General features: G+C 68.0%; 32 protein-coding genes and 1 tRNA gene. 12 read left to right on the forward strand and 21 right to left on the reverse strand.

The annotated features are described in order from the left end of the window. Positions 1-180: 180 nt before the first annotated feature. Entirely contained in the window at positions 181-519 is a 339-nt protein-coding gene (locus ACIBK1_RS02850; RefSeq protein WP_396731826.1) for a hypothetical protein, read from the forward strand. A 9-nt stretch (positions 520-528) separates the two neighbouring features. Here the strand turns inward: ACIBK1_RS02850 and ACIBK1_RS02855 are convergent, their stop codons facing one another. Together ACIBK1_RS02855 and ACIBK1_RS02860 are read right to left on the reverse strand one after the other, a co-directional pair. After that, on the reverse strand, positions 529-999 hold the full coding sequence (locus ACIBK1_RS02855; protein WP_030511951.1) for a MarR family winged helix-turn-helix transcriptional regulator: 471 nt from the start codon (positions 997-999) through the stop codon (positions 529-531). Between the two features lie 108 nt (positions 1,000-1,107). Continuing rightward, positions 1,108-1,371: a hypothetical protein gene (locus tag ACIBK1_RS02860; RefSeq protein WP_030511952.1), complete on the reverse strand. Its 264-nt coding sequence runs from the start codon at positions 1,369-1,371 to the stop codon at positions 1,108-1,110. Between the two features lie 189 nt (positions 1,372-1,560). Between ACIBK1_RS02860 and ACIBK1_RS02865 the strand changes: the two genes are divergently transcribed. Next, positions 1,561-1,920, forward strand: coding sequence for a hypothetical protein (locus ACIBK1_RS02865; RefSeq protein ID WP_396731829.1), 360 nt, complete (start codon positions 1,561-1,563; stop codon positions 1,918-1,920). A 108-nt stretch (positions 1,921-2,028) separates the two neighbouring features. Here the strand turns inward: ACIBK1_RS02865 and ACIBK1_RS02870 are convergent, their stop codons facing one another. From ACIBK1_RS02870 to ACIBK1_RS02880, 3 genes are all read right to left on the reverse strand, one after another. Next, entirely contained in the window at positions 2,029-3,315 is a 1,287-nt protein-coding gene (locus ACIBK1_RS02870; protein ID WP_396731832.1) for an ArsB/NhaD family transporter, read from the reverse strand. Further along, positions 3,312-3,749, reverse strand: a complete 438-nt coding sequence (locus ACIBK1_RS02875) for a CBS domain-containing protein (protein ID WP_030511955.1) — start codon at positions 3,747-3,749, stop codon at positions 3,312-3,314. Before ACIBK1_RS02875 ends, ACIBK1_RS02870 begins: the two co-directional genes overlap by 4 nt. A gap of 119 nt (positions 3,750-3,868) precedes the next feature. Further along, entirely contained in the window at positions 3,869-5,236 is a 1,368-nt protein-coding gene (locus ACIBK1_RS02880) for an NUDIX domain-containing protein (RefSeq protein WP_396731835.1), read from the reverse strand. Positions 5,237-5,347: 111 nt separating this feature from the next. Between ACIBK1_RS02880 and ACIBK1_RS02885 the strand changes: the two genes are divergently transcribed. From ACIBK1_RS02885 to ACIBK1_RS02895, 3 genes are read left to right on the forward strand one after another with little or no spacing between them, the layout of a single operon-like run. Then, on the forward strand, positions 5,348-6,283 hold the full coding sequence (locus ACIBK1_RS02885; RefSeq protein ID WP_396731838.1) for an aldo/keto reductase: 936 nt from the start codon (positions 5,348-5,350) through the stop codon (positions 6,281-6,283). 46 nt (positions 6,284-6,329) lie between these two features. After that, on the forward strand, positions 6,330-6,656 hold the full coding sequence (locus tag ACIBK1_RS02890) for an ArsR/SmtB family transcription factor (RefSeq protein ID WP_076437341.1): 327 nt from the start codon (positions 6,330-6,332) through the stop codon (positions 6,654-6,656). Next, the gene (locus ACIBK1_RS02895) at positions 6,653-7,525 is read left to right on the forward strand and encodes an SRPBCC family protein (protein ID WP_396731840.1); all 873 of its coding nucleotides are present in this window, start codon (positions 6,653-6,655) and stop codon (positions 7,523-7,525) included. The genes ACIBK1_RS02890 and ACIBK1_RS02895 overlap by 4 nt, the downstream gene beginning before the upstream one ends. 18 nt (positions 7,526-7,543) lie before the next feature. Here the strand turns inward: ACIBK1_RS02895 and ACIBK1_RS02900 are convergent, their stop codons facing one another. The 3 genes from ACIBK1_RS02900 to ACIBK1_RS02910 all read right to left on the reverse strand — a co-directional run bounded on the left by ACIBK1_RS02900 (position 7,544) and on the right by ACIBK1_RS02910 (position 9,418). Next, the gene (locus tag ACIBK1_RS02900) at positions 7,544-7,858 is read right to left on the reverse strand and encodes an STAS domain-containing protein (protein ID WP_197042932.1); all 315 of its coding nucleotides are present in this window, start codon (positions 7,856-7,858) and stop codon (positions 7,544-7,546) included. Between the two features lie 188 nt (positions 7,859-8,046). Beyond that, on the reverse strand, positions 8,047-8,889 hold the full coding sequence (locus tag ACIBK1_RS02905; protein WP_396731842.1) for an SAM-dependent methyltransferase: 843 nt from the start codon (positions 8,887-8,889) through the stop codon (positions 8,047-8,049). A gap of 124 nt (positions 8,890-9,013) precedes the next feature. After that, positions 9,014-9,418 (reverse strand): ATP-binding protein, encoded by a 405-nt coding sequence (locus ACIBK1_RS02910; RefSeq protein WP_051762686.1) that lies wholly within the window; start codon positions 9,416-9,418, stop codon positions 9,014-9,016. A gap of 296 nt (positions 9,419-9,714) precedes the next feature. On the opposite strand from ACIBK1_RS02910, the gene ACIBK1_RS02915 reads away from it, so the two are divergent. From ACIBK1_RS02915 to ACIBK1_RS02940, 6 genes are all read left to right on the forward strand, one after another. Continuing rightward, positions 9,715-9,963 (forward strand): DUF397 domain-containing protein, encoded by a 249-nt coding sequence (locus ACIBK1_RS02915; RefSeq protein ID WP_139575366.1) that lies wholly within the window; start codon positions 9,715-9,717, stop codon positions 9,961-9,963. Positions 9,964-10,040: 77 nt separating this feature from the next. Then, on the forward strand, positions 10,041-10,946 hold the full coding sequence (locus tag ACIBK1_RS02920; RefSeq protein WP_357312284.1) for a helix-turn-helix domain-containing protein: 906 nt from the start codon (positions 10,041-10,043) through the stop codon (positions 10,944-10,946). Between the two features lie 140 nt (positions 10,947-11,086). Next, positions 11,087-11,482: an ATP-binding protein gene (locus tag ACIBK1_RS02925; RefSeq protein WP_030511964.1), complete on the forward strand. Its 396-nt coding sequence runs from the start codon at positions 11,087-11,089 to the stop codon at positions 11,480-11,482. Between the two features lie 304 nt (positions 11,483-11,786). Beyond that, entirely contained in the window at positions 11,787-11,906 is a 120-nt protein-coding gene (locus ACIBK1_RS02930) for a DLW-39 family protein (protein WP_208802288.1), read from the forward strand. A gap of 39 nt (positions 11,907-11,945) precedes the next feature. Next, positions 11,946-12,662 carry an HAD family hydrolase gene (locus ACIBK1_RS02935; protein ID WP_036409044.1) on the forward strand — a complete coding sequence of 239 codons (717 nt, stop codon included), beginning with the start codon at positions 11,946-11,948 and terminating at the stop codon, positions 12,660-12,662. A 150-nt stretch (positions 12,663-12,812) separates the two neighbouring features. Continuing rightward, positions 12,813-12,888 (forward strand) — tRNA-Ala (locus tag ACIBK1_RS02940). Between the two features lie 56 nt (positions 12,889-12,944). Here ACIBK1_RS02940 and ACIBK1_RS02945 read toward each other — a convergent pair. From ACIBK1_RS02945 to ACIBK1_RS02980, 8 genes are all read right to left on the reverse strand, one after another. Then, complete coding sequence (locus ACIBK1_RS02945) at positions 12,945-14,081, reverse strand: tyrosine-type recombinase/integrase (RefSeq protein ID WP_396731844.1); 1,137 nt, start codon at positions 14,079-14,081, stop codon at positions 12,945-12,947. Beyond that, positions 14,081-14,326 carry a helix-turn-helix domain-containing protein gene (locus ACIBK1_RS02950; RefSeq protein ID WP_396731846.1) on the reverse strand — a complete coding sequence of 82 codons (246 nt, stop codon included), beginning with the start codon at positions 14,324-14,326 and terminating at the stop codon, positions 14,081-14,083. The genes ACIBK1_RS02945 and ACIBK1_RS02950 overlap by 1 nt, the downstream gene beginning before the upstream one ends. After that, positions 14,323-15,897, reverse strand: a complete 1,575-nt coding sequence (locus tag ACIBK1_RS02955; protein WP_396733127.1) for a replication initiator — start codon at positions 15,895-15,897, stop codon at positions 14,323-14,325. Before ACIBK1_RS02955 ends, ACIBK1_RS02950 begins: the two co-directional genes overlap by 4 nt. Before the next feature lie 89 nt (positions 15,898-15,986). Continuing rightward, positions 15,987-16,142 (reverse strand): hypothetical protein, encoded by a 156-nt coding sequence (locus ACIBK1_RS02960; protein WP_396731848.1) that lies wholly within the window; start codon positions 16,140-16,142, stop codon positions 15,987-15,989. After that, positions 16,139-17,566 (reverse strand): FtsK/SpoIIIE domain-containing protein, encoded by a 1,428-nt coding sequence (locus tag ACIBK1_RS02965; protein ID WP_396731850.1) that lies wholly within the window; start codon positions 17,564-17,566, stop codon positions 16,139-16,141. The genes ACIBK1_RS02960 and ACIBK1_RS02965 overlap by 4 nt, the downstream gene beginning before the upstream one ends. A gap of 85 nt (positions 17,567-17,651) precedes the next feature. After that, positions 17,652-17,954 carry a hypothetical protein gene (locus ACIBK1_RS02970; RefSeq protein WP_396731852.1) on the reverse strand — a complete coding sequence of 101 codons (303 nt, stop codon included), beginning with the start codon at positions 17,952-17,954 and terminating at the stop codon, positions 17,652-17,654. After that, complete coding sequence (locus tag ACIBK1_RS02975) at positions 17,954-18,223, reverse strand: hypothetical protein (RefSeq protein WP_396731854.1); 270 nt, start codon at positions 18,221-18,223, stop codon at positions 17,954-17,956. The genes ACIBK1_RS02970 and ACIBK1_RS02975 overlap by 1 nt, the downstream gene beginning before the upstream one ends. Continuing rightward, on the reverse strand, positions 18,223-18,633 hold the full coding sequence (locus ACIBK1_RS02980) for a plasmid replication, integration and excision activator (RefSeq protein WP_396731856.1): 411 nt from the start codon (positions 18,631-18,633) through the stop codon (positions 18,223-18,225). Before ACIBK1_RS02980 ends, ACIBK1_RS02975 begins: the two co-directional genes overlap by 1 nt. Positions 18,634-19,006: 373 nt before the next feature. Here ACIBK1_RS02980 and ACIBK1_RS02985 point away from each other — a divergent pair, with 373 nt between their 5' ends. After that, a complete protein-coding gene (locus ACIBK1_RS02985) occupies positions 19,007-20,482 on the forward strand; it encodes a restriction endonuclease (protein ID WP_396731858.1) in 1,476 nt (491 codons plus the stop codon). 35 nt (positions 20,483-20,517) lie between these two features. Here the strand turns inward: ACIBK1_RS02985 and ACIBK1_RS02990 are convergent, their stop codons facing one another. The 5 genes from ACIBK1_RS02990 to ACIBK1_RS03010 all read right to left on the reverse strand — a co-directional run bounded on the left by ACIBK1_RS02990 (position 20,518) and on the right by ACIBK1_RS03010 (position 23,955). Then, the gene (locus ACIBK1_RS02990) at positions 20,518-21,339 is read right to left on the reverse strand and encodes an integrase (protein WP_396731860.1); all 822 of its coding nucleotides are present in this window, start codon (positions 21,337-21,339) and stop codon (positions 20,518-20,520) included. Then, complete coding sequence (locus ACIBK1_RS02995) at positions 21,339-22,181, reverse strand: sigma factor-like helix-turn-helix DNA-binding protein (protein WP_396731862.1); 843 nt, start codon at positions 22,179-22,181, stop codon at positions 21,339-21,341. Before ACIBK1_RS02995 ends, ACIBK1_RS02990 begins: the two co-directional genes overlap by 1 nt. A 146-nt stretch (positions 22,182-22,327) precedes the next feature. Continuing rightward, entirely contained in the window at positions 22,328-22,594 is a 267-nt protein-coding gene (locus ACIBK1_RS03000) for a hypothetical protein (protein ID WP_396731865.1), read from the reverse strand. A gap of 5 nt (positions 22,595-22,599) precedes the next feature. After that, complete coding sequence (locus ACIBK1_RS03005; RefSeq protein WP_396731867.1) at positions 22,600-23,019, reverse strand: ATP-binding protein; 420 nt, start codon at positions 23,017-23,019, stop codon at positions 22,600-22,602. 93 nt (positions 23,020-23,112) lie between these two features. After that, positions 23,113-23,955 carry a Scr1 family TA system antitoxin-like transcriptional regulator gene (locus ACIBK1_RS03010; protein ID WP_396731869.1) on the reverse strand — a complete coding sequence of 281 codons (843 nt, stop codon included), beginning with the start codon at positions 23,953-23,955 and terminating at the stop codon, positions 23,113-23,115. Positions 23,956-25,200 lie beyond the last annotated feature (1,245 nt).

The following is a 25,200-nucleotide window of genomic DNA, read 5'->3' on the forward strand; positions in this document are numbered from 1 at the left end:
ACGCGCTCCTTCTGATCTCCAGTGCGTGACCCCGGCCTTGCAACCGGTTTCCTCGAACGCCCCAGAGACTAGGGCACAATTAAGTTGTGCGCAAGGTAATCGCTTTCGATGGGCTCGCAGAGGGGTAGGCGAGTAAGATCACGGATGTGCAGGTCGCGCCGCGGCCCATGGCGAAGGGCGGTGGCCGGTTTGCGAAAGATCGGCTGGGGGGCGTTCGCGCTCTTCCTGGCCGCGTTCGCGGTCTTCGAGAGCGTCAAGTACGGCGTGCCGACCACCGTCGCCGCACTCGTGTTCTTCGCGCTGATCGACCTCGCGCGGCTCGCCGGAGTTCGGCCGCCCGGCGTGCTCTACCAGGCCGTCCACCGCGTGTGGATCCCGCTCGTGGTGCTGGTCGCCTACTCGTTCGGCCCGATCGCGTGGCCGCCGCTGTTCACCGCCGCCCTCGGCTGGCTTACCCGTATCGCCCTTGAGCGGACGCTCGGGCGCCCGGCATCGCGGGATCTGCCGGCTGAGCGGTGAGGGCGGCCCTCAGCCTCGCCGGTCGGCGTGGGTGGTGACGTTCGCGGTCAGGCGGCGCAGTGTGGTGAGGGTGCGGGCGAACTCCTCGGGTTCGAGCGCCATCGCGTCACCGACGGAGGCGAAGATGCCGTCGCTGCGCCCTCGCAGTTCGGCGCCCTTCTCGGTCAGCGTGATCTGCACCGTGCGCTCGTCGTCGACGCGGCGCTCCCGGCGCAGCAGGCCGTTCGCCTCAAGGCGCTTGAGCAGTGGCGTCATCGTGCCGTAGTCGAGGTGCAGCGCCCCGCCGAGCTCCTTGACCGTGACGCCCTCCTCGGGGCCGTCCCACAGCACCAGTAGGACCAGGAACTGCGGGTACGTGAGACCCATCTCGTCGAGAAGCGGTCGATAGAGGGCGGTGACGGCGCGGGAGGCGGCGTAGAGCGCGAAGCACATCTTGTCGTCGAGGACGCGGGGAAACCGCTCGCTCGTGGTGCCGGTCATCTTCCCACTCTAGAAGCCTCGGCCGCCATCTGCACGTGAACGGTCCAATCGTGCACGAGGTTTTTTCGGGTGGCGTGACCCGGCGCCGGCCGGGTCACGCCGGCTCCGTCAGCGGCACCGGCGCAGCACCGTGGGCTTGCCGCAGCTCATGGTCCCCGGGCGGGCGCCGGCCTGCGCGTTCAGGCCGAGACCGAGGTCCAGGCCGAGGGCGACGTCGAGGCCGAGGCCCACGTTGAGGCCCGCGTCGGCCCTCGCGCCGAGGTCCACGGCGGCGGTCGCGGGCGTGGCGGCCTTCGGCGCGTCACACCCGCAGCCCGCGTAGGCGGGGGCGGCGGCGAGCAGGCCCGCGCAGGTCAGGACGGCCAGGGACATAAGACGAATAGGGCGGTGCATTAGATTCCTCATCTCAGATATAACTCACCGTGCTCGATCATCACTCTTCGTATCCGTGCGCAGGTTGCGACAAACTCAGGGCGCGCCCGGCGAGGCCCCAAAAGCCCGGCAAAAACCGACGGCGAGGCGGCCATTGCCCACCGTGACGTTCGGACGTACCGTCATGGCGTGGCCGTCATCCACAGGGAACGTGTGGCGTGGGAGAGCGCCAGGGTGTTCGTCGCGGCTGCGACGGCCGACGCCTACTGGTGGCTCGGTGAGACGCTCGCACAACGTCTCGGGCAGACGTACGAGCAGGACCTGACCCGCACTCGTCTGCGCCTCCAGCGAGAGGAGGCCCGGCCGGTGCAGGACCCCCGCGCCCCAGGTGGGGACGCGTTGTCCGCCGAGGTCGGCGCCTGGCGCGCCCGGATCGAGAACGCCCTGACGGAGCGCCCTGAGCTCGCGGCGGTCCTGCGAGAGGTGATCGAGGAGACCGGCCGTCGCCTGGGACGGCGACGCCCTGCCGGCCAGACGCTCCACGAATGACCGAGTCCGCCTTGTCCACAGGCTGTGGATAAGGCGGCCTGACCGGGCCCGGCGCGGGGGCTCGTGCCGGGGCTCGCGCCAGGGCTCGTACGGGCGACCGCGCAGGCCTCAGAGCAGGTAACGCAGCCAGAGGTAGGGCACACACAGGGCCACCGTGACGACGGTGACCACCAGGCCATATTTGGTGAACTGCCAGAAACTGATCCGCGTGCCGTTGCGTTCGGCGATGCCGAGGATGACGACGTTGGCGGAGGCCCCTACGGCGGTGGCGTTGCCGCCGAGGTCCGCGCCGAGCGCGAGCGCCCACCACAGCACGTTGTGGTCGCCGGGCACGTGCTGCGCGAGGTCGGCCACGATCGGGCTCATCGTGGCGACATACGGGATGTTGTCCACGATCGCCGACAGCCCGGCCGACGCCCAGAGCAGGACCATGGTGGTCACGCCGGGCCGCCCGGCCGTCGCCTCCGCCGCGGCCTGCGACACCTGGGCGATGACACCGGTCTCGACGAGCGCGCCGACCATCACGAACAGCCCGGCGAAGAACACCAGCGTGGGCCACTCCACCTCGCGCAGCGCGTCGTCGGTGGTGATCTTGGTGACCAGCACGAGCAGCCCCGCCCCGAGCAGCGCCACGACCGACGGCTCGTAGTGCAGCACCGGATGCAGCACGAACGCCGCGATGACCACGCCGAGCACGGACAGGCTCTGCACGAGCATGACCTTGTCCTCGATGGCCGCCCGCTCGTCCAGTTGCATGATCTCGGCCGCCCGCTCGGGGTCGTACCGGAACGCCTTGCGGAACAGCAGCCGGCACAGTCCGATGAAGACCGCCGTCAGCACGATCACCAGCGGTGTGAGGTGGACGAGGAAGTCGTTGAAGGTCAGCCCGGCGCGGGAGGCGATGATGATGTTCGGGGGGTCGCCGACGAGGGTCGCGGTGCCGCCGATGTTGGACGCCATCGCCTCGGCGATCAGAAACGGCGCGACCGGCAGTGCGAGTCGTTCGCAGACGAGGAACGTGACGGGCGCGATCAGCAGCACGGTCGTGACGTTGTCCAGCAGCGCCGACGCGGCGGCCGTGATCACCAGGAGCAGCACCATGAGCCGGAACGGCCGTCCCCTGGCCCGTTTGGCCGCCCAGATGGCGAGGTATTCGAACACGCCGGTCTGCCGCAGCACCCCGACGATGATCATCATGCCCAGCAGCAGGAAGACGACGTTCCAGTCCACGCCGGACTCCTGCGAGAAGAACGCGGAGCCGGCCGCGGTCGCGTGGACCAGCAGCATGATCGCGGCGCCGCCCAGCGCGGCCTTGACCCGGTGGACCTTCTCGCTGGCGATGAGGACGTACGTGGCGGCGAAGACGATCGCCGCCACCCACGCGGTCACCGTCATGCGAGCCGCTTGAGCAGCGCGGAGAGCGTGACCGCGCCCAGCAGGCGGCCGCCGTCGAGCACGGCGACCAGGGGGCTGCGGGTGCGTGCCATCAGCGCGCCGATCTCCAGGAGCGTGGCGTCGGGATCGGTCACCGGAAGCTCGCGCGGCCGTTCCGGCAGCGCCTCGCGCACCGTGCGCTCGCCCAGCGCGCGGACGAACGCGTCGGCGTGCGCCTCGTCGATCACCCGGGCCAGCGCGGGGTCGTCCTGGCAGTAGCGGGGCACGGCCAGGCGCAGCACCTGCGTGCCCGGCAGGATCGACACCGGCGCTCCGCGCTCGTCCAGCACGATCAGTCCGGGCAGCTCGCGCTCGGCCATGAGGCGAGCGGCGTCGGCTACGGGGGAGTCGAGCTCCACGGTGGGGAACGGCATCACGAGATCTCGGGCACGCATGCTCTCACCTGCCTGCCACGTGCGGCTGTGCTCACGTCTGCCTTCCGGTCGCCGATACGGTCCCCCGGATACGGGGGACCCCTTCGCCGACCAGACTTCCCGGCACGCCCCGCATAAGGCTATCGACTGGACAGGCCGTGCAAAAGCCCCGAAGAGGCGTGGCGGACGAACACCCCCTCCGCGTACGGCAGGCGTCCGAGCGACCCGGCCGGGAGCGGGACCAGGCCCTCGGGCGCCTCCGCCGGCCGGGCCGAGAAGGCGAGACGGCGTCCGATGCGTCCCAGGGGTGAGACGTAGTCGTCCGCGCCGGCGAAGGCCACCTCCTCCACCGGGGCGAGCCGCGCCAGCGCCGCCTGCACTCCCTCCCCCGGCCGTACGACCGTGGCGGGCAGGCGGTCGGTCTCGTCGTCGGAGTGGACGAGCACCGCGCCGTCGAGCAGGGCGACCAGGCAGACCGTGACCTCCTCGAACCCGGCGCGTACGGCCTCGGACGCCAGATCGGCGGAGCCGGGGACGTCCCATCCGTGCAGGGAGAAGACCGGCGGCCCGGAGACGACCGCGGCGGTGCCGACGGCCGCGGGGAGGCCCGGCGGGCGCGAGGCGAGCGCCCGCCGCACGGCCTCGACGCCCGCCCGCGCGTACGGCACGGTCCGCTCGGGCAGCCGGTCGAGCCGGAACCAGGCCAGCTCGGCGCACTTGTGCGGCTCGGCGTTGACCGGTATGCCGGTGATGGAGCGCGGCACGAGGAACATCCCGATGCGTGCCGTCCCGCCCGCGTTGCGGTGATGCATGACGTGGACCACCTCGCAGCCGTCCACCTCGATGCCGAGCTCCTCGCGGGCCTCGCGGACGGCGGTGTCCACCACCGACTCCCCCTCCTCCAGGTGCCCGGACGGCATGATCTGCCACTCCCCGTCGGCATAGCCGGTGCCCTGGCGGCGGCCGAGCAGCACCCTCGCGCCGCCCGTGGAGACCCCGCTGTGCACAGGCGCCCCGCCGTCTATGAGCAGCAGGTGCACGTCGACGACCGGCCGATAGCGGCCGGGGGCGTACGTCGCGGCGTCGAGCAGCGCGGGCAGGGTCGCGGCGTTCGCGGAGATGAACTCCCCCAGCTCGGGGGGGACCATGTTCAGCGCGCGCACCTCCTCCGGGCGCACCCGCCGCACCTCGTGCAGGCCGATGTCCGGTTCGAGGAACTCCGGGCCGCTGCGGCGCGACAGGTCGAGCGACACCAGCCGGCAGGCGAAGACCGTGCTCAGGCGGCCGGGCTCGACGAGGGTGAACACCTGCAGCACCGGTCCCGCCGTCGCTCCGAGCTCCTCGTCGAGCTCGCGGCGCAGGGCCGCCTCGGGACTTGTGTCGGTGGGCTCCACCCCGCCGCCCGGCGTGATCCAGTACGGCTCCCGCCCCGCCCGCACGCGGCGGAACAGGACGACGTCGTCGCCGTCGAACAGGATGGCCCGGACGCTGTGCCGTACGGAGGTCATGTCCGGCATCCTCTCGCGGACGGTCCGCCGTCCGCTGCGGAAGGAGGCCGAAATACGGTGAGGAGAGCTCTCCCCGCAGGGAGAGGTCACGTGAGAAGGGGATGCAGGGGCATGACCGAAATGACCTACCGGCGGCTGGGCGACTCGGGACTCGTGGTCTCGGCTCTCGGCCTCGGCGGCAACAACTTCGGCCGCAGGATCGACCTCGACGCCACGCGCGCCGTGGTCGACGCGGCGCTCGACGCCGGCGTCACGCTGATCGACACCGCGGACATCTACGGCGAGTCGGAGACGCTGCTCGGCGAGGTGCTGAAGGGGCGGCGCGACCAGGTCGTCATCGCGACCAAGTTCGGCGGGGACGTGAACGGCGCCAACGGGCCCGACTGGGGCGCGCGGGCCTCGCGGCGGTACGTGCGCCTGGCGGTCGAGCGGTCCCTGCGCCGCCTCAAGACCGACTGGATCGACCTCTACCAGCTGCACTTCCCGGACCCGTCCACGCCGATCGAGGAGACCCTGTCGGTCCTGACGGACCTGGTGCGGGAGGGCAAGGTCCGCTACGTGGGCTCGTCCAACTTCGCGTCCTGGCAGGTCACCGACTCGGACTGGATCGCCCGCACCGGCGGCTTCGAGCGTTTCGTGAGCGCGCAGAACGAGTACAGCCTGCTCGACCGGGGCGTGGAGCGGGAGCTCGTCCCGGCGCTGCTGCACCACGGCGTCGGCCTGCTGCCGTACTTCCCGCTGGCCAACGGCCTGCTCACCGGCAAGTACCGGCGCGGGGAGGAGCCGCCGGCGGGCACCCGCCTCGCGGGCCGGCCGCAGTATCTGACCGACGCGCGGTTCGAGGTGGTGGAGCGGCTGCGGGAGTTCGCCGAACGGCAGGGCGTGACCCTGCTGGACGTCGCGATCGGCGGCCTGCTCGCGCAGCCGGCCGTCTCCTCCGTGATCGCGGGGGCGACCCGGCCCGAGCAGATCAAGGCCAACGTCGCGGCGGCGGCGTGGCGACCGGACGAGGCGGCGCTGAAGGAGCTGAACGAGATCGCGAGCTGAGCATATGCACTTGCGGCTATATAGCTGAGCGGGTATGTTCGAGGTCGTGTCAGTGACCTTCGACGTACTCGCCGAGCCCGCCAGGCGGCGCATCCTCGACCTGCTGCTCGAACGTCCCCGCCTGGTCGGGGAGCTCACCGAGCGGCTCGGCCTGACCCAGCCCGGCACTTCCAAGCACCTCAAGGTGCTGCGGGAGGCCGGGCTGGTCCGTGTGCGCAGGGACGCCCAGCGCCGGTGGTACGAACTGTGCCCCGAGCCCCTCGCCGAGATCGACGCCTGGCTCGCGCCCTATCGGCGGCTGTGGTCGGACAGCTTCGACGCGCTGGAACGGCACCTGGACGCGACTTCCGGAAACTCAGAGGAGACATCGTGAACGCGACGCTCGGCATGTTCGGCGAGCAGGCGGCCCTGCGCATGGAGCGCAGGCTGGCCCACCCTCCGGAGAAGGTCTGGCGGGCGGTCACCGAGCCCGACCGGCTCGGCCAGTGGTTCCCGTTCACGGTCGTCGAGATGGACCTGCGGGTCGGCGGAAAGATCACGTTCGACGGCGGCGGCACGACGACGGACGCCGAGATCACCGAGCTCGACCCGCCCCGCCTGTTCGCCTTCGTCCAGCACGCGCCGCGGGAGATGCCGCGCGAGGGCGACAACGTCCTGCGCTTCGAGTTGCTGCCCGAGGAGGGCGGCTGCCTGCTCGTGTTCACCCAGGTCTTCCACGACCGGCCCGCCGCGGCGAGCTACGCGTCCGGCTGGCAGGTCTGCCTCGACGCCATGGACGCGATCGTCGGCGGCCGGCCCGCCGAGTGGCCCGAGGGGAACTTCGCCCACCTTCACGAGGCGTACGTGGAGGCGTTCGGGCTGGCGGAGGGCTCGGCCGAGCGGCCGGCCGAGCGGCCGGGTGAGCAGGCGGGCGGCGGGTGGCGGGTGCGCTTCGAGCGGCAGCTCACCCGGCCGGTCGAGGAGGTCTGGGCGGCCGCCGGCGCGCCTGCCGCGACACCGGGGGCGCCGGTGCCCGGCGGCCTCGGTGAGGGGATCGTCACGGCCGTCGGGAAACCCGCCGCGGAGCTTCCCGCGTACGTGGAGTCCGGAGAGCAGGGCAGGCACGTGCGCTGGGAACTGTCGCAGGGCACCGGGCACGGCGCCCGGCTGGTCGTCACCGAGAGCGGCCTGCCCGACCCCGACGGACCTCTGCGGGCATGGCGGGACCGGATAGAGGCGCTGGCGCGGCGGCTGCTCGCCTGAGCCCGGCGGGCGGGGCCGTCACCTGTCGAGCATCTCCAGAAGGCGGCGCAGGTGAGGCGGCACGTTGCGGAGCCGTACGGCGTCGTCCGCCGCAGGGGACGCCGGAGTCAGCAGAGCCCGCAGCCCCGCCAGGTCGATGAACCGCAGGGCGCTCATGTCGACGGTGATCTCGCCGCGCTCGCTCTTCGCCTCGGCGAGCGCTTTCGCCACTGCGGCGCTGTTCGAGAGGTCGACCTCCCCGTCGAGGATCACCGACGAGTCCGCGGGAGACCACCTGATGCTGAGGTAGGTGTCCGTGTAGAGGACGCCGCAGTGGCCGCCGGCCGAATTCACGAAGCGCACCGGCGGGGCGAGCCGGTGTATGGCGGGATATCCGCAGGTCGTGGACACATGTTCTCGGAGCAGGACACGGTGAACGGCGTCACGGTCCCACCTCCTCGCTGGAAATGGAGATAATCACTGAGCGTTGCCGTCCGACAGCGCATCTGTCAATGGTTAGCCCAGTTAATATTCAACGAAGGTCAAAGACCCGACGCTTCGGGCCGGCGCTTGCGGCCCACGCCACCGACCGACCAGACCGTGTCCTTCTGCGGTCGCAGCTCGCCGGGCTCCGGCCGCCATTCGGGCACCTGGACCAGGCCGGGCTCCACCATTTCCAGGTCGCCGAACAGCGGCAGGATCTCGGCCCGGGTGGGCAGCCGCAGGCGGCCGTCGTCCTTGACCGCCCATTCGCCGGCGAACAGCAGGGCGAGCTTGTCGGTCACCTCCGGCCGGAGGTCGGAGATCGCGTGGCTGATGACCATATGACTGCCGGGCGCGATCGCCTCGCGCAGGCGTGCGGTGATGGCCATCGTGAGGTCGTCGTCGTTGATCGCCGCCAGGACCGAGACGAGCAGGAGGCCCACGGGCTCGTCGAGGTCGACGAGCTCACGCAGCCGCGGATGCGTGAGGATCGCGTCGGGGTCGCGTACGTCGCCGTGGATCACCACGACGCGCTCGTTCTCCTCCACCAGCGCCTGGCCGTGGTTGACCACGACGGGGTCGTTGTCCACGTAGACCACGCGGGCGTCGGGGGCGCACTCCCGTGCGATCTCGTGCACGTTGCCCTGTGTCGGCAGGCCGCAGCCGATGTCGATGAACTGGCGGATCCCGGCAGCGGCCAGGAACCGTACAGTCCTGCGCAGGAACTTTCGCCCCTCGCGGCACATCAGGGGGAGCTCTGGCGCGATGAGCAGCGCCGCCTCCGCGGCCTCGCGGTCCGCGGCGAAATTGTCCTTCCCACCGAGCCAGTAGTCGTAGACCCGGGCCTCGTTGGGAACGGACGGGTCGAAACCCACAGGCTCGACCGGGGAGAAACCCGGCATGATCCTCCGTTCAGCCCTGATGACCGATATTACCGGTGCAACAGGTGCCTGAATGAGGATTCGGGCGCGTTCGGGACTGCGGCGCGGACGTCGCGATGCGGCCCGAGCCTTCTCGGGCGGCGGATCAGCAGTAGGCGGCGGCCTCTGCCGTGAAGCCGGCCCACACGGCCTTGCCCACGGGACGTAGCCGTGCCCAGCCCCACATGCGGCTGACTCCGGCGACCACCTGCAGGCCGCGCCCGGTCTCCGCGACGTAGTCGGGCTCGCGCAGCACCGGCGGGTCGTTGCTGGGGTCGGTGACCATGCACAGCAGCGCGCGGGACGAGCGGAACATCAACAGGCGCACCGGCAGGGGATGGATGGCCTGGTGCCGCAGGCCGTGGCGCAGCGCGTTGGTGACCAGTTCGCAGACCGCGAGCGCGGCGTCGTCGGCGACGTCCTCCATGGACCAGGTCCGCAGCACCCCGGCGGTGAAGTGCCGCGCGGTGCGCGCGGCGAGACTCTCACGGTGGAACTCGTGCACGGCCACCTGGGGGACACCGCATGGTTCTTCGCCGCAGGTCCACGGCCAGCGCTTGTCTCCCGGAAAGACCTGCTCAAGTGTGCCCAGCCAGGGGTCCCGGGCAACGCTATCGGCTTCTGCGAGGGAAGCGCGGTCTGTCCGATAACCAGTCATTGAGAGCCTTATGAGGTTGATGTCGACCGTGTGGCGGGGATGACTCAGTAAGTCATACTGCTCCCATTGATGCTCCTGTGCAAGTACAGATGCACGTGCAAACGCACGAATGTCGTTGATTGGGCTGGGATTCCGAAACGAGGCGCCCCGTGTCCGTGATCTACAACGGAATGCCCTCATCTCATCTGGGGCAGCAGGCCTGGCGCAAGAGCCGGCACAGCAATCCGAGCGGCAACTGCGTCGAGATCGCCGCGCTGCCCGACGGGCGTGTGGCCCTGCGCAACTCCCGGCACCCGACCGGACCGGCGCTGATCGTGCCTCTTCAGGACATGGCCGCATTCCTCCGCTCCGCGAAGGAGGGCGAATTCGACGACCTTCTCGGCGAAGTGGAGAAGTGATCGCGCCACTTGCGCGGCCCGAAGCGGCGGGTATCGTTAACGTGACGTAAACGTCGGTGCACCTCAAAGGACCCCATATGACTGCGGCCCCTACGGAGGGTGTGCCTCTCCCGCTCGACCTGGCGGCACGGTCACGCCGCAGCCCCACCGTCCTGCGCATCCTGCTCGGCACCCAGCTGCGACGGCTCCGCGAAAGCAGGCATATCCGCCTGGAGGAGGCCGGCCAGGCCATCCGCGCCTCCCACTCGAAGATCAGCCGGATGGAGCTCGGCCGCGTCGGATTCCGCCGCCGTGACGTCGCCGATCTCCTCACCCTGTACGGCGTCACCGACGAGAGCGAGCGGGAGGCGCTGCTCTCGCTCGTCGCCCAGGCCAACGCGCACGGCTGGTGGCACAAGTACGACGACGTCCTGCCCTCCTGGTTCGAGGCGTACGTCGGCCTGGAGCAGGCCGCGAGCGCGATCCGCTGTTATGAGGTGCAGTTCGTGCCCGGGCTGCTGCAGGCCCCCGAGTACGCGGAAGCGGTCGTGCGGCTCGGCCATCCCGACGCGTCGGACGAGGAGGTCGAGCGCCGCGTCCGGCTGCGGATGGACCGCCAGGAGGTGCTGGTCCGGCCGGATCCGCCCGTTCTGTGGGCGGTGATCGACGAGGCCGTGCTGCGACGTCCGGTGGGCGGGGCCGAGGTGATGCGGGCCCAGATCGAGCACCTGCTCGAGGTGATCACCCTGCCGCGTGTAACGCTCCAAATCGTTCCGTTCAGCGCCGGGGGGCACGCCGCCGCCGGCGGGCCGTTCAGCATCCTGCGCTTCGCGGGGGTCGGCCTGCCCGACGTCGTCTACCTCGAACAGCTCACCAGCGCCATCTACCTGGAGAAACGGGAGGACATCGACCGCTATCTCGCAGTCATGGAGCGACTGTGCATCCAGGCCAGACCGGCCTCGGAGACCAAGCGGATGCTGCGGCAGTTCATGACGGAACTGTGACGATGCGCTAGCGTCACGTGCGCACCTCGCTGCCGCACGCCCGCAGGAGACGATGGCGCAAGCCGTACCCGAAAATACGTGTCAGGTGCGCGTGGGCGGTAAATGGAGTACTACCACACCGTGGGGCAAGCAGGAGGGCGGTGAGAACCTTGGCGGGTAGCCTGCTCAGCCTGGAATTCGACCGAAGTTCGGTCACCAGGGTGCGGCATCTCGTCATGGTGTCGGCGCAGGAGGCCGGACTCGAGGGCGTGGCCCTGGAGGACTTCGTGCTCGCGGTGCACGAGGCGGTCACCAACGCCGTCCGATATGGCTCGCCGCCGCGCGGGATCGCCATGTGGCGTGAGGCGGGGGTGCTGGTGGCTGAGATCACCGACAAAGGTCCCGGCATACCCGACGAGGTGCTGGAGCGCGAGCAGACGGTGACGCGGTTCGACTTCGGGGGACGCGGACTGTGGCTCATGAACCGCCTGGCCGACCTCGTCGTGCGTACGGGGGCCGAGGGAACGACGATCCGCCTCTGCACGACGGTTTCTTGATCGACTTCTGACTTCCGCTGAGAGCGGAGCACGGGCCGCCTGACCGAAACCAGGCCTCCCCATCTCGCCGAACCTCGTCTGCGCACATGGTTAGCGCCGTTATGAGCTGGGCACTTCTGATCTCGCCGCCCTGCCGCCAGGGTCGGACGGCAGACAGGCAGGGCGGGCCGTAATCATTATTTTGGTGCACCGGAATTTCGGGCAATCCGGGTCGGGCGCCGAAGCCTTGCTAGGCTGCAGGGAACCGTAGAACCGGGCGTTGTCTCACCCGGCAGGTGAGACCGTCGAGAAGTGGGGTCACACCGTGAAGAAGCTGCTTGTTCTCGCTCTGGTCGCCGTCGGCGGGCTTCTGGTCTGGCGCAAGGTGCAGGCCGACCGCGCCGAGCTCGACCTGTGGACCGAGGCCACCGGCAGCGAGAACTGACCACCAGGGATGGTGCTTGATCGTGGCAAGGGTACGGGAATGAGCCCCGTGAAGCTGGCCTGTCTTGATTTGGCCGGGACCACGATCGGTGACATCGACATGGTGGAACGGGCGTTCGCCGAGGCGATCGCCACGCAGGGCATCGTCCCCGGGACCAGTGCCTATGCCCGTGCCATGGTGCATGTGCACAGGTCTCGGGGATGTCCCAAAATCGAGGTCTTCCGGGGCATCTTCCCCGGCAACGAGGCCCAGGCGCAGGCGGCGAACCTGACCTTCGAGCGCTCCTACGAGGGAGCCATCGAACGGGCCGGGCTCGTGCCGCTGCCGGGGGCCGTCGAGGCCATCGCGAAGCTGCGCGACGCGGGCCTGAAAATCGCTTTGATCACCGGATTCAGCCGGGCGACATTGGGACGGGTGCTGAGCAGCCTCACCTGGGTCGACATGCTGGATCTCGCGCTGTGTCCCGAAGATGCCGGACGCGGCCGTCCCTACCCCGACATGGTGCTCACCGCCGTCCTGCGTTCCGGTGTCGACGACGTACGGCAGGTCGCCGTGGCGGGCGACTCCGAGAGCGACATGCTGTGCGGCCGGCGCGCGGGCGCCTCGATCGTCGCCGGAGTGCTCACCGGCGTCCACAGCAAGGATCGGCTGCTCGGCGGCGGCGCGACGCACATCATCGAATCCGTCGCCGACTTCCCCGGGCTCGTCCTCGGCAACGAGGTCGACGCCTCGCCCGTGGCCACCGCGGCCACCTGATCGCTGTTCGTCTCCCTACGGGTCCTCCCGGCACGGGAAGCCACGCGGGCGGCACGGCGGTATCGAGTGGCGCTCGGGTGCGGGCTGTTGCTACGGTGTACGCACCGGCGGCCTGTGGATCTGCACATATGCGCAGTTCGCACCCGTCAGGGGGCCTTAGCTCAGCTGGCAGAGCGCCTGCTTTGCAAGCAGGAAGTCAGGGGTTCGAATCCCCTAGGCTCCACCAGCCAAAACGCCGCTTCTCCGATCATGGGAAGCGGCGTTCGTGCCATTAACGTGCCATTAGCTCTTGCCGGCATCGCGCTCCGCCTCGACTCGCGCGCTGAGCGCATCGGCGATCTTCCGGTCGGCGTCACGCGTCGCATGCTGGTAGATCAGCGCGGCCCGGTCGCTGTCGTGGCCCATCCGCGCCTTGAGGTCGGCGAGGCTCGCACCCGACTGCGCGGCGAGCGTGTTGCCCGTGTGTCGCAGGTCGTGAAAGTGCAGGCCCTTGACGCCCATCTCCTTGAGCGCTTCCGCCCACTTGGCCTCACGCCGGAAGTTGCCACCGCGGAGGTAGGCGCCGCGTTTGCCGAGAAAGACGAACGCGTCCTCGCCCGTGCCGGTGAACTGGTCGAGGTGGTCGACGAGTGCCGGAACGATGGCCGAGGGGATGCTGACGGTGCGCTTGCCGGCCCGCGACTTGGGCGGAGCGAGCACCATGTCTCCCCCGTCCAACTCGATGAGTTGTTCCCGGACGCGGACCGTGCGCGCCTCGATGTCGATGTCCGAGCGCCGCAGCGCGATCACCTCGCCCCATCGCAGGCTCGCGAAGGTGGTCAGCAGGATCAGCGCCCGGAATCGCCGGTCCGCCATCCGGTCCGCCAACTCGAAGACCTGGGCGACGGTGAGAATGGGCCGCTCCGGCGTCTGCTCGTTGTCGGCGCCCTTGATCCGGCATGGGTTCTGGCTGATCAGCTTGTCCTCTTCGACCGCCGTCATGAGAACGGCCCGCAGCAGCCGGTACGCCTTGGCAGCGGTGGACACGGATACACCTTTATCTATGAGGGCGGCACGCCATGAACGAACAAGCGCTGTGGTGAGTTTGCCGACCGGCACTTCGCCGAGGCCGGGAGCGATGTGCCGCTCAAGGAGCCAGGTGTAGAGCTCGACCGTCTTGGGCCGCAGGCCCGGCCGCTCTTTGATCCAGGTCCGGGCGTAGTCGCCGATCAGGACCTTTCCACGGTCGGGGTCCGTCCACTCTCCAGAGATCATCTGCGCTTCAAGCAGCGTGAGCGCACGATCCGCGTCCGTCTTCGTGGCGTAGGTCGTGGAGCCCGTGTGGATGCGCCCATCGGGGCCGGGATAGCGAATCTGAAAGCGGCCGGAGGGAAGCTTGCGGATATTGCCGAAACGCCGGTGACCATCTCGGTTCGCCATCAGGCCGCCCGCCCTTTCGGCGCCTTGACCGGCTCGACGAGCCCGGCCGCGATGAACGCTTCGAGTGCGGCTTCGGGAATGCGAACGCCCCGGCCGATGCGGACGAAGAAGATACGGCGTTCGGCGATCAGCCGACGAGGAAAGCGAACAGAGGTGTTCAGCCGTTCGGCCGCCTCTTCGACACGGAGAAGACGACCTTGGGCCTCTGGTGGGAGTGGCGTGGTCGGTGAAATCGCGTTCGTCATGCTGCCCTCCCTTCAGTTGCCGAAAGAACTTGTCCGTCTGCCTCGGCTTCGAGCCGGTCGAGGTGGTTGCGCCAGCGCTGGCGTTCATGGACCGAACGGAGGAGGCGCACGCCGATCGGGGCGAGTTCAGGATCTCCGGGCTTGACCGGTCGCCAGATGTAGCGGTGGGGGTCGACCGGCTCGTCTTCGACGCCGAGGGCTTCCAGGACCCAGGTACGCCGGTCCTGCTTGTGCTCGGTGAGGGTCTTGTTCGACCACTTCCGGGAGACGAGGACGCGGCGGCCCGCGTAGCCGAGGTGGTCGGGCTTGTGCGCCTTGCCCTTGCACCGGCCCGGAGCCATGCCGGGCTTGGCGCCCTTGGGCTGCACCCCGTACCGCAGCCAGTTCGGGCACGTCGGCGAGCACGGCTCGAACCGCAATGCCTCCAGCAGCCGTTCCGCGTGCGCCTTGCGGCGTGGATCGTCGGTGCCGAGGGCGTCGCCGAGGCTCTTGGTGAGGTACTTCGACAGGTACTGGACGAGCTGGTCGGCGTCCGAGGTGCCCGCAAGCACGCTCTGAATGTCGAGTTGGTCGCCGAAGCGCAGCACATGCAGAGGCTCGGCCTCGTCGTCCTGGTCGAGAGCGTCGAGGGCCTGATCCCAGGTCGGCAGCACTTCCCCCGTGACCGGGTCGAGGTAGCCGGCCCCGTCCTCCCACACCGGCAGGTGGTCACCCTCGAATCGGACAGTGTCCGTCGAGGGCCACCACACCTGGTGATACGTGGCCGCGATGATCTGCCGCAGCTCCGCACGCGGGAGCGTGCCGCGGATCGCCATGTGCAGATGCGGGGCGAGCCGCTTCTGAGGTTCGACGGTGGTGAAGTACTGCACGTCATAGCCCGCCACTCGTCGGAGGTTCTGCACGAAGCGGTCCACGAGCTTGGAGAAGTGCAGCGCGTCGCGGGCCGCCCGCGCGTAGTCGTAGCGGTCCGGGTCCAGGGGCGCGCCCTCCAGCACTCGCCCGTACGACGGCAGGGTGAGGGTGACGAACATCGAGGGCCGGTGGGTCTTGCCGTCAGAGCCGGTGAAGGTCCGCCCGAGCGTGGTCTTGGTCATCTGCCGTTTAGGTAGGTCCGGAGCGTCCTGCCGCCGCTTGGTCGAGCGGGAGCGCTTGCCGGAGGTGCGGCCGAGGACGTTGCCGCGCATGCCCGCACGGTTGATCTCCTCGTCCAGGTCCTCGATGGCGGCGTCGAGGTCGGTGGTGTCGCCGCCGGCCTTTTCGACCTCGTCCCGCCAGGCTTGGGCGTCGGCCCGCAGCTCCACGAGGTGACGCTGATAGTCGTCGGCGTTGTCGGGGAGGTTGACCGGTTCGTGGTCGAGGTGCCAGCCCTCCCGGCACTGCGCCCGCCGGAGCTGCCGGTTGCGCTTGGCACACGGCGGGCACTTGCTCTCCAAGGTGGCCCCGCACGGCACGTCGATGACCTCAACCTGTCCGGTGAGGATGTCCTGCCGCCGCAGCGGCACGGGGCGGATGCACACGCCGTACTGCTTGGCGATCTCCTCGACGACGTCCCGCGCGAGCGGTTGTGCCATACGGACGGCGCGGGGAGTGGATCGGTCGTTGAGCCGAGCGGGGGAGATCGGCTGGTCTCCCCCGGCCTGCTGGGCGTCGGTGAGGTCGATCAACTGTCCTCCTCTGCGGTCTCGGGGATGGTGAGGGCGGTCTGGCCGCATTCGTGGCACTCGACCAGGCCGCGCAGGGGGTCGAGCCACAGGACGTTGAGCGCGTCGCAGATGGAGCAGCGCAGTCCGTCGAGGAAGTGCGCCTGGCTGTTCATGCGGCCTCGCTTCGACCGCCGTACTCGGCGACCATCTGCCGGATGTCGGCGTCGGAGACGTAGGCGGCCCGGACTCGCACGGGATCGGGGGAGGTCTCCAGCCGGACGTATCCGACGCCCGCGCCGAGCTCTGGAATAGGTGAGATGTGGTCGGCGAGTGCGCCCCGGTCGCGTGCGCCGTCGCCGAGCACCATGTCCACCTGTTCGCTCTCGTCGAGACGGAGGGCGATCTTGTCGGGGAACAGGTTGCGGATGTTCATGACCTCCTTGCGGGGGTCCTGGAGCGCGGCCATGACCCCGATGCCGACCGTACGGCCCTGTGTGGTGAGCGTGGCCAGGGCCGCCGTGATCCGTTGGCGGAGGCCCTTGTCCGACTGGTAGGCGGTGAGGAACGCGACCTCGTCGACGAGCACCAGGACGAACGGGTCATCGACAGTGGGGACGTGTGAGCGCTGGAGGCCGGCGAACCGGTCGGCCCGCTCCTGCATCACGCTCACGGCCTCATCGAGGAGGTCGGCGCACTCCTTCGGGTCGGCGGCATACCGCGCGCCGAAGAGCGCCCGGCCGAAGGACAGCTCCATCCGTTTGGGATCAAGCGCCCAGACCTGGACCAGGCCCGCCCGCATCGCGGGAAGCAGGCCGCGGATCGTCGACCACAGCCACGAGCCTTTGCCGGCCCCGGTCGCGCCCGCGATGAGGACGTGCGTGCCGTGGACCTTGAGCCGGTACGGTGTGCCGTCCTCACACCGTCCGACTTCCACCGGTCCGACCGTCGCCGTCTCGGGAACCGGGACGGCGGGCAGGGGTTCGGCGAGCGGGTCACGCCGGGGGAAGGTGAGCACGAGCCGCCCGGCCTGAGCGACGGCGATCCGGCAGGAGGGGGAGCCGAAGCCGTGGGCGAGGTGGTCGGTGCGGTCGGACCAGTCCTTGACGGCCTGCCCGGACAGCATGCGCACGGTGACGCGGTCGGCCCAGCCGTCGCAATCGACCCGGAGCAGACGGGGCAGGTAGTCGCGGCCCTGGAGGTGTCGGCCGAGCCCGGACACGATCATTACCGGTTGCCAGTGCCGCCGGTAGATCCAGAAGCGGCGCCAGAAGGCCAGCAGCCGCCAGCCGATCCAGCGGGCGAACGAGGCCCTGTCGGTCAGCACCCAGCCGAACAACAGCGAAACGGGGATGGTGATAGCGGCGACCGCCGTGGGCCAGCCGTACCGGACCCAGATCACGCCGGGGACGGCGAGCACCGCCACCGCGATGGGGTGGACGAGGAGGGTACGGACGAGCCCGGCGACCAGGCGGCCGAAGAAGACCAGGATCGTGAGGATCGCCGGGGTCTGGACGACGGCCGGTTTGAACACGACCGCCGTGTCGGGTGTGGTGGACACGAGGTTGCGGACCTCGCCACCGGGAAGGCGCTTGAGCATAAGCTGAACTCCTCTCTTGTGATGCGCAGTCAGGGAGAGACCGAGGGGCCGCCGGAAGTTGCCGCTTCCAGCGGCCCCGCTTGCGTTAGGCCGCCGTATCGGTGGCCAGGGTGTGTTCGGCGTGCAGGCGTTCGCAGTCGGCCAGGTACCGGGCGGCGGCGTTGAAGATCTCCCGCGCGATGTCCAGGTCGTCGGCGGTGACGGTGCCGGCCCCGGTGGTTGAGACCGTCACGTCTGCCTCGTCGGATTCCAGGACCAGGTACGGCCGCCCGGACTCCAGCACCCGAGCGCGCGCGCGAGTGATCGAGGTGTAGAACGAGATGCCGATGCGGGGCCGCTGGCCGGGGTCGATCGACATCGACACGTGGGTGTAGGGACCGTGCGTCATCAGGCCACCCCGCGACCGTTGGCCAGGCCGTGAAATCGCCGCTCGACCGACCGGGCGAACGAGGCCGCCTCACGGGCGAGCTGCCGGGCGAACTCGACATCGGCCGGGCTGACCTGGTCACTGTCCGAGGTGCTCACCAGCACCGAGGTCGAGCCGAAGTCCAGCGCCAGCACCGGCGTCCGCGCCGGGTACGGCACGGTCTTGGCCGAGGCCCCGCCCCCGGTGTTGAGGCTGATCACGGCCGAGGGTCGTACCGTCCGCCGCCCCATCACGCCGCATCCTTCGCAGCGTTGCCGGACTTGCCGGCCCCCGTACGCGGAGCCCGCATGACCCGGGCCGAGATGGAGTAGGCCAGCCGCCCCGTCGCCTGATGTACGTATGGCTTGACCTCCAGCCCGTCGAACTCGGCCGGGGCAAGCGGCACACCGGGCAGCGACGGCGGGACGACCGGCTGAACCTCGGCGAGGATCTTCACGGTCACCGTCTTCTGCGCGGCCTTGAGCGAGGGGTCAGCGTCCATCACCGGGACCTGCCACACCGGAAGCCCGGTCGCCTTGTCCTTGGCTTGGGTGTCCCGCTTGGCGTCGAAGTCCTTCGCCGCGGTCACCTCGCCCACGACGTAGCAGCCGTGCGGGAACAGCAGCTCGAAGCTGATCGGGATGGGTCCTTGCAGTGCCATCGTTCACCACCTCCTTGTCAACCCCCCTAGACGGTGGCGGCCGATCCGTCACGAGAACTGTCTAGGGGGCTATGCGGAAGACGATAGCCCTGATCTGTTCACCTGTCTAGGGGGGTAAACGCGGTTAGGGACTTCAGACGTGGAAGCAGTCATGACGAACACACGCAGTCGATCTACTCTCGACTAGAAGTCACGGTAGGTGCCGAAGGTTCAACATCCGCATCGATCTATGCATAGATGAACGGAGGCCGATCGAGTGGCGAGTGGTCGTAGCGAGTGGGAACGGCGTCAAGCAGCTCTTCGCCGGGAAGCCGAACGACAGGCTCGCGAGGCGGCAAGACGGGCTAAGGAGCAGGAACGCGAACGCCAACGAGTGCATCTGGAGAAGCAGCAAGCGACAGCGGAGCGAAGAAGCGCAAAAGTCGCGAAACGTATCGAAGAGCTGGACCGGATCCTGATAGATGCGTTGAAAGTGCGTCCCCTGTCTTTCGACGACATGCGGACGACCGCTTCCATAGCACCCTTCGATCCGGGTCGCCTCGCTGTCGCCGAGCCTGCTCCCAAGTGGGAGGAATACGCGCCCTTGCCGCCGTCTGGACTAAGCAAATATCTCGGCGGGCAGTCCCGCTATGAGCGTGCGCTATTAGAGGCGCGGGAGCGCTTTAATAGCGCAGTCGTGCATCACCAACAGCGCGAGAAGCGCCGTATTAGTGATCTTAATTCCGCTCGGTCTGCTTATGATCTCCACGTTGCGGCCTCTAGAACAAAGGTGACGGCGGAGAATGCACGTTTGAGCGACTTGCGAAGAGGACTAGATGCCGGTCAACCCGAAGCGGTTGAATGGTTTGTTGGAAAGGTGCTGGAAAAGTCGACATATCCAAGCGGTTTCCCGCGTATGTACCAGGTAGCCTACCGTCCTGAGAATCGCGACTTGGTTGTCGAATTCGAGCTACCTCCGCAGAGCATCATCCCAGACGTTCGCGCATACAAGTATGTAAAACAGCGGGACGCCATCGACCCAGTGCCCCGACCGCAGACGGAAGTCAAGCAGAGGTATGCCACGCTTCTCGCCTGTGTAGCTCTACGAACGCTGCACGAAATCTTCACCGCTACCCCGGACGTCGTCGAGGCGGTCGTGTTCAACGGACGCCGCAACACCATAGATCAGGCGACCGGCAAGAAGGTCCGGCCCCACCTGCTGAGCGTTCAGGCCGAACGAAACGTCTTCGAGGAGCTCGTCCTAGCCGACGTAAATCCAGTCGCCTGCCTGAAGCGCCTTAACGCCCTCGTATCTCCCAACCCCTACGACCTGGAAGCCATCGAGCCCTTCATCACCTTCGACCTCAAACGATTCCGGTTCACTGAAGATATGGACGTTGTCTCAGGGCTGGACTCCCGCCGTAACCTACTCAAACTGTCGCCCACTGAGTTTGAGCATCTGGTGAGGGAACTCTTTGTAGCTATGGGCGCTGAAGCATGGACGACTATCCCCTCGAAGGACGGCGGCGTAGACGCTGTCGCCACCAGCAAGAATCTCTTCTTTGGTGGAGTCTGCCTCATACAGGCGAAGCGATGGTCAGGACTTGTCGGTCTCGATGCCGTTCACGCACTGACCGGTGTCATGGCCGACCATAACGCAACGACAGGCGTTCTGGTTACTACGTCTTGGTTTGGACGCGCTAGCGAGCAGTTCGCCCAGCGAAACAGGATAACCTTGATCAATGGCGCCGAGCTAAAACATCTTATTAAGGAATATCTGAACATCGACGTGATTCCAGGCACTACGCCACCTCGTAATGCGCGCGCCTCCGACAATAGGCAATCAGGCCGCCCAGGTCCTGCCCAATAAATGCCTCGCGATCGCCGCAAAACCTGGATCCTCTGTCACGGCAGGTCGCAGTGAACAGCGGTCGCGTCGTCATGGGTCTTGCTACGCGGCCAGCGTTCGCCGTGGGGATCCGAGCGCTCGGCTATCCGGACCTTGCGGATCAGCGCAGCCGGTCCCTTCTGGGCCAGGACGTCGAGGAGTTGCCGCCAGGTGATGAGCCGGTAGCGGCTGATGGCGTCGGCGGCTCCATCGGTGAGCAAGGCCGCGGCGCGTACCTGGTCGGCGGGGGTTGTGCCGGTGAGGGCTTGGTCGGCGGCGAGGGGGTCGGTGGAGGCGACCCAGAAGCCGCCGTCGCGGTTGCGGTATCGGCCGAGAGTTTCGACGTACTCGCGGCGGGCTTCGGCATGCTCGGGAGTGCCACCCCGCAGGCTGTCGAGCCGTGCGCGATGGGGCGCGGCGACCTGCTCTAGCCGGTCGTCGCAGATCACCATCGGCTCGGGTGTGCCGGTGTCGAGGATGAGGGTGCTGTCGCCGAGGACGAGCCAGTCGAGGTGGTCGGCGGTTTGGCGGAGCATGATGACGGTGGCGGAGGGGGAGCCGCCGTGGGTCAGTTCGCAGGTGAAGTCGTGCAGTGAGGTGACGTGCTTGATGCCCTGGGCGAGGAGTTCGGGCAGGGGGCCGGCGCTTTGGGTCATCTCGGCGAGCAGGGTGGAGCCGAGGGTGTGGGAGTACCAGCGCACGCTGTGCGAGCAGGTCGAGGTGATGCCTGGGGGGATGCTGGCGCCGTCGAGCAGGACGACGGCGTCGGCGGTGGCGCCGATGAAGTCTTCGTTGGGCCGGTCGGGGTGGCCGGGTTCGCTGGCGAAGGCGACGCGCATCAGGTGTCCTCGTGCCGGTAGAGCGGGCTGGCCAGTTCCGCCCGCACTGGTTCCCCGGTTTGCGGGTCGTATTCGACGCCGACCACGCAGGAGAAGCGGCGGTCGCCGACCTGCCCCCACAACGTCGCGATCTCATTCGCGAGCAGGTGGATGACGCCGAGGGAGCCGTTGGGGTGGATACCGGCGATGGCCAGGAACGAGCCGTTGCCGTCCGGGCGGGGCAGCCGGCCGAGGAAGGCCGAGTCGGTCGGCTGGGCGGGGTCGAGCTGGGAGCCGGACCGGTACTGGCGGCCGGTGCGAGTGTCCACCAGCTTCCAGCCCATGTCATCGCGGTCCCAGTGGATGACCGGGTCCGCCTCGTACGCCTGGCGCATGGCCTCGGACATACGGGGGCCGCAGATGACGAGCAGGCCGGGCCGGTTGAGGTCGATCTGCCCATTGACGGTGACGTTGTCGGTTGCCACGGTGAGGCCGAAGGTGCGGGCGAGGTCTTCCAGGCGCTTGCCGGCGCGCATGTCGTCCAGGGCGACCATGGAGCGTCCGGTTGCGGCGTCGTGCCGCAGGGGAGTCACGACGGTGACGGTGCCGACGCCGAGGAAGGCGCCTTCGGGGGCGGGGCCGGTGTGGCGGATCTGGTGGATTCGCCCGCGGGACAGGCCGGCCTTCTCGGCGATCTGCGCGTATGACATGCCTTGGGCGTGGAGTTCTTGGATGACGCGGCGGCGGAGCCGGGCCAGTTCGGTGACTTCTTGCTGGGCGGCGTTGAGTCGTTCGGTGGCGACCCGGAGTAGCAGGTAGGGATCGTCGATGGCGGCGATTTTGTCCAGGTCGCTCGGTGGCACGGTTCCTCCTCGGTGGTGCGCATCCGAGTCTAGGCCCCTAGACGATATGCCGTCTATCCCTCTTGACAGTACGGTTTTGGCGGGTTTGCCAGTGGTTGGGTCTACGGCCCGGATCGCGGAGCGCCGGTTGGGGACACCGCGCGGGCTCACCGCGCCATTCCCGTCAGCAGAGCCGCCCAGGTCTCGCGCGACTGGGCGATGGGCCAGTGGTGAGTCTCGCGGATCTCGCGTGCGTCCTCGTTCTGGAGGGTGCGCCGGATGAACCCTTGGCCGCCCGCCTGGCACAGCTCGTACACCATGGCCAGGCAGTCGCAGGTCCAGGCGAGCACTCGTACCCGCGCCCCGTCCGAGGGCTCGAACCATTCCAGCTTCGTGCACCCGGGCTGCCGGCGAACGGGGACGTGCGGGCTCACGCACCTCATGACCGGCACGTCGCCTGGGCGGCGGCTGCGATGGGGTCGACCTTGAGCAGCGCCCAGACGGTGCGGCCGGTCTGGTTGCCGTACACGCCCCAGTTGTCGGCCAGGGAGGCGACCAGCAGTAGGCCGCGGCCGCCTTCGTCGTCGCTGGGCCGCACCAGCCGGGGGGCGCCGGGGCCGCCTTCGTCGGTGACGCCGAGCCAGACTTGATCGGGTTCGGCCTGGATGCTGACGATGAACTTGCCGCCGAACCGGGCCGAGTCGGTGTGCCGGACGGCGTTGGTCGCCAGTTCGCTCACGATGAGCTCGGCAGACTCGACGACCGGCCACGCTCCGAGGGTTGCGGTGATGAAGCGTCTGGCTTCGGTGACCGAGGCGGGACGGCCGAGGAAGTGCCGGGATAGGCGCCATGGGGGCATGGGACACGCTCCGTCGTATAGGGGGCTAGACATGCCTTCGACTGAGCGTATGACCAACGCTAGAAGGTTCTCAATGAGTGACGCATAAATGCGTCACTCATTGAGCTGCTTCGCCAGCTCCCGGAAGTCCGCCGCGATCTCGCCTAGCAGCGCCCTCAGCTCGTCCCCGTACACGGCCGCACTCGCGAACGCCTCGAACGCCTCTTCATGAGCGCCGATCTCGGCCGCCTCTGTCAGCGTGAGATCACCGGTCAGGCTCTCCACCACGCTCACAGTTCCGTCGTAGATGGAGAACCCGTGCAGCGGAAAGGCCGGAGCCTGCACCTTCCACGGCACGACGCCGAGCCGAACATGCGGCAACGTCAACACCTGGGCCAACCGATCTAGCTGGGCCAGCATCAACGACGGCGACCCCGGCCATGTACGGACCGCACCCTCAGTCAGCACGAAGGCGAACCGCCGGTCCTCCTCAAACAGCACCGCTTGAGCATCGACCCGTACCGCGGCGGCTTTGGCCGCATCGTCCTCATCGACATCGCGGCTAATCGCCACCGCCAGCCGCGCATAGTCGGCCGTCTGTAACAAGGCCGGAATCATCGCCGAGGAGAAGACGGCCATCCACTTCGACGAGCGCACCCGTGCAGCATTGGCCGCCTCCCGGCCAGCAAGTCCATTCCTCAGCCGCGACACCTCGTCACGCAGCCGCACGAGCAAGGTGTCCAACTCCCGCCGTGCGTCCTGGTCGAGCTGTAAGGCCGCGGAGACCCGCTCAACCGTCTCGGGAGTCGGGAGCAGCCGCCCGGTCTCCATCCGAGAGATCGTTGGCTGTGCCACTCCGGCCCGCTGTGCTAGTTCCTTACCCGTCAGACCTGCATCCTTGCGCAGCCGCCGCAGCAGCTCACCCAGCTCTCGCAACCGATCCCGCCGCTCTTCCACGCGAGCGTTGTACCACGTCCGGCTATCCCTTGCCCTTGCCAAGGAGAAGGGCGGTAACTGTAGCAACGCAAATCGGCCGTCCTCTGGAGGTTGAAGAGCTTAGGCGGTAGGGAGCGGGCAGGCAGCATCTACTAGAGCCCGAGCATGTCGTACAGCACGGGTTGCGTCAGCGGCTGACGGGACATGACCTCCATGCGCTGCTCGATTACGAACCTCAGCTATCTCGGAACGTGCTCTATTCTTGGATACTGCAGGCGTGTGGCCAAGCGATGAGTAGAGGGAGATCAGGCCAACCAATCCGTTGGCATTGACAATTACCTGTTCGGAAACCTCGCTTGAGATGCCCTGTGCTCGCAGATCGGTAGCTATTACTGTCGAGAGTGCCACTTCGGCCGCGGTTCCTGCATCGATGACAGCCTGCCGGAGGTCACCTTCCATCACCGCCTGTTCTGCATTCATGATCAAACGATGTTCGGCGGGTAAGTGCGTCTTACGTGATGCGCGCGTAAACGCCCCTTGAACCTGTTCGCGGCTAAGAGGGCGAGCGCCGATGAAGACGCCCTGCATTCTGACTCCAGATCCCAGTAGTTGGCCGCGCGGTGTGAGGATGTGAAAATCTGATCCATGAGAATCCTCGGCGGGCCGCAGGGGTTCTCCGCTCCATGCGGCAGTCCAGTACCGCACAATCTCAAACCAGCTTTTGAATTCGCGGCTTAGTCGACTAAGCTCTTCCAGCAATTCATGATCAGTCGCTGGTGGTAAAAGGATCGAAATTCTAGCAGCTTCAGCGTAATATAACGAATCTGTTGAACGATATCCCCACCTAACAGGACTCGGCATCTGTAGCGGACGTCCACGTGAGTCGGGCGGTGATATCAGGCCACGCCCGTCGCTACTGGCGACGGGCATGATTAGAGTTGAGTAGAAGTTGCCAACTTCGATGGACTGAGCATGGCCAAGTGCATCGGGAGCGACAGGGATCGGCCAACGAAAATGCATAACGCCATCATGGCGGCGTCGTCTCGGCATAACTCCATCATGTCGTATCCGGATTGCTGGCTACAAACCGGTTTGTTCTGCCGGTCGCGTTCGGAGGGGACCTGCGGACGATGCCCAACTGCGAGTGAGCAGTCCGTAACTTCTACCTATCTTGCCGAATTGTGCTCGTGAGAATCAAGGCGCTGCTTCGCACCGCGTGCGGCCCTGCGCCTGGCCGCGCGCTGCGCGTGCGGCCTTGAGGCCGTT

Source organism: Microbispora rosea, assembly GCF_044460045.1.
Classification (GTDB): domain Bacteria; phylum Actinomycetota; class Actinomycetes; order Streptosporangiales; family Streptosporangiaceae; genus Microbispora; species Microbispora rosea.